Here is a 12524-nt window from a genome sequence, read left to right on the forward strand (position 1 = left end):
TACTGATAACTAATTACTGATAAATGACTAATATGATGAAACAGGTTCCTTCAACGTAAGCGGGCTAAATTATTTAAAGTTTTCTTGGGAAATATTTGGCTTAAAAATCAATAACTTCTGGTAAAAATTCAGGGTCAATAACTTGGATAATAGGATAAGGACAATCTACTGGAAATCTATCCAATGGCAATCCTGTTTCATTACTAGCAGCTTTCTTCCCCCGCCGATAACACTCCGCTAAAACTTCATTTGGAAGCGACTTCAAACTAGGACTTTCTTCGAGTAAATCAGCAATCCGATTTCGTTGTTCATCAATCGTATTTTGCCAAGAACCGCTACGCAAATTAGCTTGATATTGCCATTTGAGTAAATGGTGTAATAATACCTCCAAACGACTTTTTAATTCCCGGCGATCTGATTTTCCCAAACTTTCAATTTCCTCAATGACAGCCTCCCAATCCACTTCTCCAAATTGTCTCCCACGAATAAGTTGTACAGTCCGTTCTGTCCAGGCTAAAAAGTCTATTTCATATAACTTAGATAGGATTTTCGGAGTAGTGGTCATGATTTTTTCCTAATAAAAGGTTCCATTTCTAGTTAAAATATGTGGGATTTTAATACAGCAAAATCACCCTTGCTGTAGCTTCCCATAACACTGCTCAAAGATGAAACAGGTTCCTTCAATTGTAGTCCAATTTCTTCTCACCCTTACAATCGCTGGTTTAGGATGGTATGCTCTGGCCGCATCGGTACGCATACAAGCCGCAACTCCCCAAAAAGCGACTTCCCCCTCCTCCATCCCTCAACCTCAACCTCCTCAACCTCAACCTCAACCCACCATCGACCCCCAACCGGAAGCCCTACGCAATAAACATCGAATTGTGGTAGTTGGAGATAGTATTACCCAAAGTGGAGGACAATATGGCGGTTATGTCTGGCTATTACAACGCTATTTGAATTTACTATATCCTGATAAACCTGTTGAAATCATCAGTTCAGGTGTTTCTGGGAATACTTCAACCCAACTGAATGAAAGATTTAAACAAGATGTTTTAGACAAAAAACCCGATTTAATTACGATTAATATTGGGGTGAATGATGTTTTACAAAGTTTTCAAACTCCGACGACCGCAAGACCAAATATTCCCACAACCCAAGAATATCAGCAAAATTTAACCGCCATGGTACAGGCGGCAACCTCAAAAGCAATTCCAGTTTTATTATTATCACCTACTATTATTCATGAAGATCTCAGTAGTCGAGAAAATCAACGAATTGCCGAATATATCGCCGTAATGCGGGACGTTGCTCTGCAATATCGCTGTCAATTTATTGACTTAAATATTCCCTTTCGCCATGTCATTATCACCTATCAACGTTATGGGGGACAGGGACAAAATCTATTAACTCGGGATGGGATTCACCCGAATATTGCCGGACATCAAATTATTGCCTATAATATTCTCAAAAGTTGGGGTGTGCCTGAACCCAAAATCCAAAGTTTAAAAGTCAGTAATTAATTTAATCTTCCATAGCAATTCTTATCGGTGTTGATAACCAGGGTTAGGGTATCATCCCCAGCATGAGTAATTCCCCCTTTTTGGGAATAGTTGAGAATTGTTAATTTTAATTTGGGACTATCCAATAATGCTAATTTACGCGATAATCAATAACGTCTGAAATTTTCACACCCATTAAGAGGTTAAACTACAAACATCAGAATCCAGTTATTGCGATTATTGTTTATTTTTGTCAGACCCTAAAGTTATAGCATCTATTACTGAATATGAAATTACAAGACATTTTAGGAACCGAACAACGTTATGATGTGAAGGTGATCACATCGGATCAGGACTTAGCCCGTCAAATTCAGGTAATTTTAATTAATTTAACCTTGCTTGACCCCCCATCAGATGGCAGCTTTGGACAGAAATCCACCGCAGCCCTGCATCGGTTTCAAACCTTAATGGAATGTGAAGAACCCGGATTTTTAGGAGCGAGAACTGCCAAAAAATTAATAGAAACCAAACGGGAACAACTTCCTACCGATGTTCCGGTTCTTAAAATTACCCAAGAAACAATTTTAAAACTGAGACCCGTGACATCTTCCCAATTAAGTGAAGCTGAGAAAAAAGGCATAAAAGCAGGTCAAGAATTCAAACTTATAGCCTATGAACCCCTACGCGGTCATATTAGAGTCGCTTTTCGGGGAAATGAATTTGGGGAACAATCAATTTGGTATGTATTTGATCAACACGCCGAAATTTATCAAGGGAAGAATTTAGTTTATCCTAAACCCCGCCCTAAAAGTATCAAACTCGCTAATTTTCCCTATAAATCTCAACTGGATAACTTTTATAATCCCACCGGGTCTTGTAATGTTACTTCCATCGCCATGTGTTTGCAATATTTAGGCATTCCTCGGCGTACCAGTGGCGGTCAATTTGAAGATGAACTCTATGAATATGCCTTACAACAAGGTTATAGTCGCTGGAGTCCCTATGATTTAGCCAAAATTGTTAAAGATTATGGAGCCAAAGATTTCTTTTCAGACCGGGCAACCCTAGAGGAATTACAAGACTGGTTAGCTGATGGTAAACCGGCGGTACTTCATGGTTATTTTACTGCCTTTGGTCATGTTATGCCCGTGGTGGGTTATGACGAAAAAGGCTTACTGGTACATGACCCCTATGGAGAATGGTTTCCTTCGGGATATCGCACGGATTTGAGTGGTGCTTATTTACCCTATTCCTACAATTTAATCCGTCGAGTTTGTATGCCCGATGGGAATTTTTGGGTACATTTTATTTCGACTTAATTTCTTGTTTCTGGGGCTATCCTCAAAGTCCCCCTTGAGATGGGGGATTGAGGGGAAGCTGACGAATCCTTTCTAAATAAAATTGTGCCGCTCGGTCAATGGGATTTAAGGCAAAACAATCTTCAAATGCCTTCATCGCTTCTTGATAATTTTCAATATTATAAAGAGAAACCGCTTCTTCAAATAGAGTTTTAGTTGCTAATTTTCCGTCTTTAATTTGAGGTAAATCGGCATCAAATACTTCAAAAACAGACACCATTTCCGATTTGCCTTTAACATTAACCCGACCCATTAACCGAATGCCATAAAGACTAGGATTTTGTAACGCCTTTAACGTATATTCAGAAATTAATAAAGGCACACCAAAATATTTGGTTAACCCTTCAATTCGAGAGGCTAAATTCACCGCATCACTAATCACCGTACTATCCATCCGATTTTCTCCGCCCACGGTTCCCAACATTAAAGATCCCGTATTAATTCCAATACCAATAGACACTTTAGGTCGGTCGGATCGGCTTCGGGTCAGATTATATTCCGCCAGTGCTTTTAACATAGTAATTCCCGCTTGAATCGCATCATCTGCACCCCCATTAAATAACGCCATAATTGCATCACCAATATATTTATCAATAAACCCTTGATGTTGGGTAATAGCAGGTTCCATACGGGAAAGGTAGGAATTAATAAATTGAAAATTATCTTCCGGGGTCATCTTTTCACTAATGCTGGTAAAGTCGCGGATATCGGAAAATAAAATAGACATTTCATGTTGTACTCCCTCTCCTAATTTCACCTCGGCGATACTGTTATAACCCAGGAGAGAGAGAAATTGTTGGGGGACAAAACGAGTGGCGGCTTCCGTTAATTCTAACTGAGTTTGCATGGCAACTTCTAAATTACTATTGACTTCAAACAGTTCCTCAATAAACTGTTGACGCTCAACTTCAGCTTTTTTCCGTTCCGTAATATCGGCAATAAATCCTTGGTAATAGAGTAAATTACCATTGGGATTAAAGACGGGTTTAGCACTAGCAGAAATCCAAATTTTATGTCGATCTGCCCGATAAATTTGAAATTCAAAGTTAGAAACCGTTTCCTGTTCCTCCATTAAACTAATAAATTTCTGATGACGTTCAGATTGCACATATAATGAATAACTAGAAGTATGTAGAATATCCATCAAATCTTGGGGAGAATCATAACCATAAATCCGAGCCATAGCCGGATTAACATTAATATAAGAATGTTCAGGATGATATTGAAAAATCCCTTCTAAAGCGTTTTCATAAATACTGCGATAATTTTCCTCTGCAATTCTCAGGGCTTCTTCCGCTTGCCGACGTTCAGTAATATCAATTCCCACCGCAACAGAAGCCAAACCTTGCTGGTATTTCTGCACCACAATTAAATAGTAACGCCGTTGATCATTTAGGATAATTGGCAAAATTTGAGAAGCTGATTGTTCAGGACTTGATAGAAACTGACGGATAAATTCAACATATTCTGAATTCTGCTGAAAAAATCCAATCTTTTTACCAATAATTTCTGGCATATTCAAACTTAAATTATCTGCTAAATGACGATTTACACCGATATAAACTCCATCAGCACTCAGCCAAGAAATGGAACCAGGTACGGCATTTAATACCGCTTCTAACTGTTCTTTGGCGGCGGATAAAGCCTCTTTTGCCTGTTGTAAATCAGCATTTTTTGTTTCTAATTTGGCAAAGGATTCTTGCAGTTGCTCGGTCATGGTATTGAAAGAACTAGCTAAAACTTCAAGTTCTGTAATCCCTTTAGTTTCAATATGTTGATCCAACTCCCCTTGAGCAATCGCTTTTGAAGCTTGACTTAATTTCAAAATTGGTTGAGAAATCCAACGGGAGGTAGCAATTCCTGCTAAAATTGCGATCACTAATGCCACTAAACATAAAATAATAGTCAAGCGATTATTAGCATTAATTTCATCCATAAAATCCCGTTCTGGAATCACCACCACAATTAACCAGTCCAGTCCCCGACCATCTTTAAAGGGTAAAACTTGAATAAATTGCCGTTGATTATTCAGTAGAAACTCTGTTTGTACAGGTTTATCTAAGCTGGCAAAACTGCCATATTGATGGATCAGTTGTTGGGTTGCACCTCGAATTAAAGGATTTTGGCTATCGGTTGCGGGGAGGAGTTTGGCTTGCTTCCCTTCTCCGACGGTTAGGGTTTCATCGGTCGAACTCGAAAGTAACTGACCAGTGCGATCGCTGACAAAGGCAATACCCGATTTTCCGATCGCTAAACTTGATAGGAATTTGCGGAAATCATCGGGAAGCAAAACATCCGTGGCGCAAACCCCCAGCAGTTCGTCTGTATCGGGATTATAAATTGGTTGGCTGGCCGTAACCGTAGGTAGCCCGGTGGAGAAGGCTAAATAGATATCACTCCAGACCGGACGCCCAGTTTTTTGGGCTTTTTGATACCAAGGGCGTTGTCGCGGGTCATAAATAGCCCCACTATCCTTGTGTAATGTGGTGGGTCGTCCCTCCCTATCAACATTGTAGAGATATAAATGTTGTCCGGTTTCGGCGTTAGCTGTCCACAAACCCAAGGTATTATTCTCTAAAATCCGCACCGCCCCTAAAAATTCTCCTTGGGAGTTACCGCAATAAATCGAATACAGCAGGGGGGATATTTTTAATTGATCTAATAGGGGACGGGCGCTGTCAACATTCCTGACATCGAGTTCCCCGCGCAAAAATGCACGACTATTGAGTTGGTTAAGTCTGTAGGGGTTTTCAAAATAGCTTTTGAGTTCCTGTTCAATCCTGGCGCTCAGTTCGCTCCTCAGTTGAGAAGCGAGGGTATTGACGGCTTTTTGAGCATTCTTAAAGGAAAGATACCCTACTAAGCTAACGGCGGCAACGATTTGAATGACAAATGTAACAACAAGGGTAGTTCGCAGGCGCACTTTAGGTTTACTGGGGGGGAACGAAGGTGCAGAAGGAGTGAATCTCATGGTGGGTGGGTCAGGATAATAGATCAGGGATCATAGCTTTATTCTGAATCCCTAGTCTTTAAACAGACATTTTAGGCATAACACCGTATTTACCCCTAGGTTTGATTGGCTATCTTTCATCATAAGAAAAAGATGGGAGAGTGGAAACTCAGTGTCTTCAGACCACCAGAGGAAACGCGACACAGGGGAATTTATTCCCATTGAAATATCAAAAAATGTGCTAGAATCAAAAACACATGAGTAAGAACAATAAATATCTGCGTGTTGAAGTATCCTAGTATCGGAGAAATCCCGGCTCCCCTGAAACAACGGTTAGATTTAATTCTAACGGCAGTATGACAAGCAAGGAGCAAGTAAAGGCAGGATATGGAGCGTACCGCAATTTGGCTTAGTGATATCTTCTGAAAGTGTTTTGATTCAAAAGTAAAAGTATCGGGAAGATCGGGTTTTTCGTCCGATCAACTCAGTAGACGATATGCGGCAATCGTAGCGAGAATTAGATTAAACTAATCCTGTCCGCAGAATCGAGCGTGTCTTCAGACCTGAGAGTGTCAAAACTGTCTTCAAGAGTTACAAATCACCATAATCCTGATCAAAAGTCAAACCCGCCCTGAAACAAATTCAAGGCGGGTAGACGGTTTAATAGAATTTCTGCATTAATCCTATTATTTTTTTTCCTAATTGGGATTGGTTGGGGGCTGTTCCGAATTATTATTAGTCACGGGTTTAACCTTTTGATCTTCAGTTTTAGATTGGGTTTCTTTCCCAGGTTGGGCTGGAGCGATCGCCACATTAATTACAACCTCCGTCACCCCTTTAATTTCTTTTGTTAAGGGATCAATCCGGTCATATTGGGGTTGGTTTGGCACTGTTCCAGCTACAGTTACAACTCCATCTTTAGCTGTAACCGTTAGTTGACTTGCGGGTAAATTAGCTTCTAATTTAGAGCGAACTTCACTTTCTAAATCACTCGACGCTCGAATAGCATCACCACCGGTGATATTATTCCGTTGTTCCCGCGCCCGAATATCTTCATTAAGCTGACGTCTTCGCAGTTCGTTTTTGGCATCTTTCTGAACGGCTTGGGAGGTTTCTACCGTTGGGGTTTCTGCGGTTTGGTTTGACCCACTCGGTGCGCCTGTGCTAGTTTTGGCAACATTCCCGCAGGCTACTGTGCCCAGCAATAAGAAACTACCCATGAGTAAAGCGGTTAATTTTTTCATGATTATAACTCCTAAACAAAAATATAAAGTAGGGAACACCGAATTAGAAACAGCATAAGCTGTTCCCAAATTCGGAAATTAATGGCTTTTAAACAGGGAAAATAGATTTTGGTCTGTTCGGTGGGAATACCGTCTCCCATACCGTCAAAGCGATCGCTCATTTCAATATCCGCAAACCATTGTTGTTTTGGCTGATGAGAGACTAAACGAATCTGAGTTAAGGGGAAACCTGTACTTCTTAAATCCGTAATCGCCTGTTCGGTGTCCTGTGGATTGGAGAACACACCCATCGCCCGTTTATTGCCGTTGGTATGTAGGGAATGGTCTGAATTAGGGAAGGTAATATCTCGGTTGAGGTGTTCCGGGGACATGGAGGCAAGACCGGGGGCATCATAAACCCTGTATTCCCGAATATTATGGGTTTGTAAAATTTTGTGGGCGCGGGTAATATCCGCCTCGTTGCCATCAATAATCATCAAATATTCACCGCGACCGATGCAGTCGTTATAGACTTTGGCATCTGCTTCGGGAATTCCCAAGCCAATTAATCCCCCTAATAACCCTCCGGTGGCAACCCCAATCGCTGTCCCGGCTAAGGTAGTTGCGATCGCTGTAGCAGCGGCTCCCGCTAACATAATCGGGCCAATTCCAGGGATGGCGACACTGCCTAAACCGACTAATAACCCGGTTAGTCCACCTAAAACCCCCCCAGTGGTCACACCTAAAGCAGCCCCTTCTTCGGCTTTATTATCAACTCGGTTGGCAACATGACCCTCGGAAACGGAATCACTGACATCGGCTCCAGCAATGTTGTCGTCATGAATTGCATCTTTTGTCATCACAGAAATCTGATTCATCGGAAAACCAGAGTCTTTTAAGGCATGGAGGGCTTCTTCAGCCGTACTCCGGTTCGGAAATACACCTACGGCACGCCGATTTTTAGTCGCCACAGAATTAGACTGACTGATGACCATAATATTGTTCCTTGAAAATATCTTATTTGTTTGTGTTTGTAGCTTCAACAAGATCGACTCAATTTATTAAGTTTTAGTGCTAAAAACGAGACGACACATTCTGTCGTAAAGATCAACACTACAATTTTTTTTAAGTGACCCCATCTCCTCAAAACGGTCTGAGGTTTACAGGTGTTTAATTATGAATTTTAACTTCCATAATCACTACGTTAACGAGATCAGAGATATTTGCCCTCTGTCTTTAGAGACAAGTTTTTATCACTGATGACTGATGACTGATTATTAAGTTATGTCTAAAGAATGGTGATTTTCCTGATAATTTGTTTTATAATAAGTAAGTGTGTATTAACTCTATTCAAACAAAACACCGAAAATCTTAGGTAATTCAATAAAATGCAACACAATAAACTCCCCAACGATCCTCTCTGGTTTAAAGATGCCATTATTTATGAAGTTCCAGTTCGCGCCTTTGCTGATAGTAATGGGGATGGTATTGGAGACTTTATTGGACTGACGGAAAAATTAGATTATTTACAGGATTTAGGAGTAACGGCTCTCTGGATTCTTCCCTTTTTTCCCTCCCCCTTGCGAGATGATGGTTATGATATTGCCGACTATATTAATGTTAATGGAATTTATGGGAATTTAGAGGATTTTAAAGCCTTTTTAGATGCCGCCCACGATCGCGGAATTAGGGTGATTGTCGAATTAGTAATTAATCATACTTCCGATCAACATCCTTGGTTTCAACGGGCAAGATTAGCCCCCAAAGGTAGTAAAGAACGGGATTTCTATGTCTGGAGTGAAACCCCAGAAAAATATCCAGAAGTCAGAATTATTTTCCAAGATTTTGAAACCTCAAATTGGGCTTGGGATAGTGTGGCAAAATCCTATTATTGGCATCGGTTTTATTCCCATCAACCGGACTTGAATTATGAGAACCCAGAAGTCATTACTGCAATTTTAGAAGTCTTAGATTTCTGGATGGAAATGGGAGTCGATGGAATGCGACTGGATGCCATTCCCTATATTTTTGAACGGGAGGGAACCAACTGTGAAAACTTACCCGAAACCCATAAACTATTAAAACAATTACGCAGTTATTTAGATACTAACTATGCTAACCGAATTTTCCTCGCCGAAGCCAACCAATGGCCGGAGGATGCGGCGGCTTATTATGGCGATGGGAATGAATGTCACTTGAATTTTCACTTCCCCTTAATGCCTCGATTATTTATGGCTTTACGGATGGAAGATAGCTTTCCAATTATTGATATTTTAAACCAAACTCCCGCAATTCCTGATAATTGTCAATGGGCATTATTTTTAAGGAATCATGATGAATTAACCTTAGAAATGGTAACAGATGAAGATCGGGATTATATGTATAAAGTTTATGCTCAAGATCCCCAAGCTAGAATTAATTTAGGCATTCGTCGTCGCCTTGCGCCTCTATTGGGAAATGATCGCCGTCAGATTGAATTAATGAATAGTTTATTACTCTCCTTACCCGGAACTCCCGTACTCTATTATGGGGATGAAATTGGCATGGGAGATAATATTTATATTGGCGATCGCAACGGCGTCAGAACCCCGATGCAATGGACTCCAGATCGCAATGCTGGGTTTAGTCGAGCGAATCCGCAAAAACTCTATTTACCCTTAATTTTTGATTCTGAATATGATTATAAAGCCGTTAACGTAGAATCCCAAAGTAGTAATCCTAATTCCTTTTTATCTTGGATGAAACGGATTATTGCCATGCGAAAACGGTTTCAAGCCTTTGGACGGGGAACCTTTGAAATCTTACATTCAGAAAACCGTAAAGTTCTGGTTTTTACCCGCACCTATCAGGGAGAACATCTATTAATTGTAGCTAATTTATCGCGATTTGTACAATCGGTGAATTTAGATTTATCCGCCTTTAAAGGCATGGTTCCCGTGGAAATTTTTGGCCGGACAGAATTTCCTAAAATTAGTGATTCTTCCTATTTTATTAGTTTATCTCCCCATGGGTTTTACTGGTTTATGCTCCAGTTTGATCCGAAAGTGGCTTTATTGCCTCGACCTCAAGCCCAATTAACCAATTTTATTGTTCAAAATAATTGGCAAGAAATCCTTACCCAACCCAACTTAAAAACCCGTTTAGAATCTATTTTACCCGCCTATATCTATCGCTGTCGTTGGTTTCTTTCTAAATCTCGTATTCTCCAATCTGTAAAGATTACAGAATTCATTCCTATTCCCTATCAAGATAGTCAAGCGGTGATTATTTTATTGCAAGTGGAATATACAGAAGGATTCCCAGAAACCTATCTAATTCCTTTAGCTTATGCGGAGGAGAAATTAGCAGAAACCCTGAAAATAGAAACACCACAATTGATTTTAGCAACGGTACAACAGAATACAGAAACCGGAATTTTATTAGAAGTGGGGCAGAATCTTGACTTTTTAAGTTTACCCTTAAAAATGATTATTAATTCTGATCGTTATGCGGGTCGATTTGGTAATTTAATTGCCACCACAACCGATGCCATAAAACAACAGAATTTAGAGCAAAAATTAGACCCCCATTTATTAAAAGAGGAGTATGATAATTCCTTTGTAGTTTATGGCGATCGCTTCCTGTTTAAACTATTCCGTCGAGTAGAAGAAGGCATCCATCCCGAGTTAGAAGTTCGTAAATTTTTAGAACAAAAACAACAGTTAGGATATACAACGCCATTACTGGGTGGATTAGAATATCGTCGTCACCGAGGAGAATCCCTCACATTAGGGTTTCTTCAGGGGTATATTCCCGATGCGATTCATGCTTGGAATTATACCTTAGATAGTTTACGAGATTACTTTGATCGGGTAGTCTTACAACCGAGTCAAGATTTAGAAATTTTGTCTTCACCCCGTTCTTTCTTTGACCTCTATCAACAACCGATTCCCGAAGAAGTTTTACTCTTGATTGGTTCCTATTTAACCAGTGCAGAACTTCTGGGAAAACGCACCGCAGAATTTCATATTGTTCTAGCGAGTAATCCCCGTAATTCTGACTTTGCCCCGGAACCATTTTCTACCTTTTATCAACGTTCAATTTATCAATATTCTCGTAATTTAACCGGACAAGTTTTGCTAAAATTCAGGAAACAACTGGAAACTTTAACCCCGGAACTTCAACCCCTAGCCCAACATATTTTGAATAATCAAAACTATATTTTGGGTCGGTTTCAAAGCCTATTAAATTTGAAAATTACCGCCCTGAGAACCCGATGTCATGGTAACTATTCTTTGTACGATGTCTTGTATACAGGAAAGGATTTTATTATCATTGATTTTGAGGGAGAATCCTATCGGTCACTCAGTGAAAGACGGATGAAACGTTCCCCCCTGCGAGACGTCGCGGGAATGTTACAGTCTTTTGATTTTGCTACTCGTTTCGCCCTGCGGGAAGAAGTAAAAAATGGTATGATTCGCCCAGAGAATTTAGCCCTGATGGAACAGTGGGGTCAATTATGGTCAAGTTGGGTGAGTGCTGCTTTCCTAAATAGTTATTTAGAAACAGCTTCCCAAGATCGTTTTTTACCCCAAGGAAAACAGGAACTTAATGTCTTATTAGATTGTTATTTGTTAGAAAGAACCATTCAGGAATTAGGCTACCATTTAGATTATCGTCCCGAATTATTAGATATTTCTCTCAAGCGATTAGTTTCCAGTCTTCACTAACATATTTAGGACTTACGCAGGGCCTAAGAAACCGGGTTTCTACTTAGAAACTGTTGGTGAAAACTAGATATGGTTTAATCACTAAGGATAAAGATTGAATGACCTTTTGGCAGAATGAATAAAATAACCTTTCACTGGGATGAGCAAAAAAACAAAATTAATCAACAAAAACATGGTATTACTTTTGCAGAAGCTGAATCAGTTTTCTTTGATGATTATGCTATTCAATTTTGGGACGAGGATCACTCCCAAGAAGAAGAACGTTTTTTACTTCTGGGCATAAGCTCTAAAATGAGAATATTAATTGTAGTTCATTGTTTTCGAGAAGAAGATTCTATCATTATAATTATCTCAGCCAGAAAAGCTACTAAAAATGAAAGTCAAGAATATAGGAGATAAAACAATGGAACCGGAATACGATCTGTCAAAAATGAAAAAAAGACCTAATCCTTTTGCCAAACAGTTAAAAAAACAGGTCACTATTTCTCTCGGAATTGATGTGATTGAATATTTTGAAACAATGGCTCAGGAAAAAGGTATATCTTCCCAGGAACTAATTAATCTTTATTTGCAAGATTGTGTTGTTTCTAAGCGGCAATTATCTCTAAATTAGCGACAGGGTGCGACTGGTTAAAGGATTATTTTGTTACTCGTCCAGAGGAAAAACAAAAGTTAAAAGTGTGTCAAGATCATCCCAAGTCTAAATAAATTAGGACTCACGCAGGGTTAAAGAAACCGGGTTTCTGATGAGTGACTATTGGGGAAAACAGGGGAATTTTAAGCTG

The 12524-nt window shown here is 39.8% G+C and carries 9 protein-coding genes; 5 read left to right on the forward strand and 4 right to left on the reverse strand.

Features of this window, described 5'->3' with window-relative positions; translation table 11 throughout:
* Positions 1-100 precede the first annotated feature (100 nt).
* Positions 101-565, reverse strand: a complete 465-nt coding sequence (locus NMG86_RS03630) for a DUF29 domain-containing protein (RefSeq protein WP_026797037.1) — start codon at positions 563-565, stop codon at positions 101-103.
* Between the two features lie 100 nt (positions 566-665).
* On the opposite strand from NMG86_RS03630, the gene NMG86_RS03635 reads away from it, so the two are divergent.
* Positions 666-1520 (forward strand): SGNH/GDSL hydrolase family protein, encoded by an 855-nt coding sequence (locus NMG86_RS03635; RefSeq protein WP_052338620.1) that lies wholly within the window; start codon positions 666-668, stop codon positions 1518-1520.
* Positions 1521-1786: 266 nt separating this feature from the next.
* Positions 1787-2818 carry a C39 family peptidase gene (locus tag NMG86_RS03640; protein WP_026788708.1) on the forward strand — a complete coding sequence of 344 codons (1032 nt, stop codon included), beginning with the start codon at positions 1787-1789 and terminating at the stop codon, positions 2816-2818.
* Positions 2819-2840: 22 nt separating this feature from the next.
* On the opposite strand, the gene NMG86_RS03645 is transcribed toward NMG86_RS03640, so the two are convergent.
* From NMG86_RS03645 to NMG86_RS03655, 3 genes are all read right to left on the reverse strand, one after another.
* On the reverse strand, positions 2841-5828 hold the full coding sequence (locus tag NMG86_RS03645; protein ID WP_081694439.1) for a PAS domain S-box protein: 2988 nt from the start codon (positions 5826-5828) through the stop codon (positions 2841-2843).
* A 677-nt stretch (positions 5829-6505) separates the two neighbouring features.
* Positions 6506-7051 carry a BON domain-containing protein gene (locus NMG86_RS03650; protein WP_071782766.1) on the reverse strand — a complete coding sequence of 182 codons (546 nt, stop codon included), beginning with the start codon at positions 7049-7051 and terminating at the stop codon, positions 6506-6508.
* A gap of 11 nt (positions 7052-7062) precedes the next feature.
* On the reverse strand, positions 7063-8025 hold the full coding sequence (locus NMG86_RS03655; RefSeq protein ID WP_052338621.1) for a hypothetical protein: 963 nt from the start codon (positions 8023-8025) through the stop codon (positions 7063-7065).
* A gap of 393 nt (positions 8026-8418) precedes the next feature.
* Here NMG86_RS03655 and treS point away from each other — a divergent pair, with 393 nt between their 5' ends.
* The 3 genes from treS (at position 8419) to NMG86_RS03670 (ending at position 12352) form a co-directional block, all read left to right on the forward strand.
* On the forward strand, positions 8419-11739 hold the full coding sequence (treS, locus tag NMG86_RS03660; protein ID WP_026788709.1) for a maltose alpha-D-glucosyltransferase: 3321 nt from the start codon (positions 8419-8421) through the stop codon (positions 11737-11739).
* 114 nt (positions 11740-11853) lie between these two features.
* Positions 11854-12138, forward strand: a complete 285-nt coding sequence (locus tag NMG86_RS03665; protein WP_026788710.1) for a BrnT family toxin — start codon at positions 11854-11856, stop codon at positions 12136-12138.
* A 4-nt stretch (positions 12139-12142) separates the two neighbouring features.
* Complete coding sequence (locus tag NMG86_RS03670) at positions 12143-12352, forward strand: hypothetical protein (protein ID WP_026788711.1); 210 nt, start codon at positions 12143-12145, stop codon at positions 12350-12352.
* The last annotated feature ends 172 nt before the right edge of the window (positions 12353-12524 follow it).

Origin of the sequence: Planktothrix rubescens CCAP 1459/22 (assembly GCA_904830895.1) — a bacterium.
Lineage (GTDB): Bacteria > Cyanobacteriota > Cyanobacteriia > Cyanobacteriales > Microcoleaceae > Planktothrix > Planktothrix agardhii.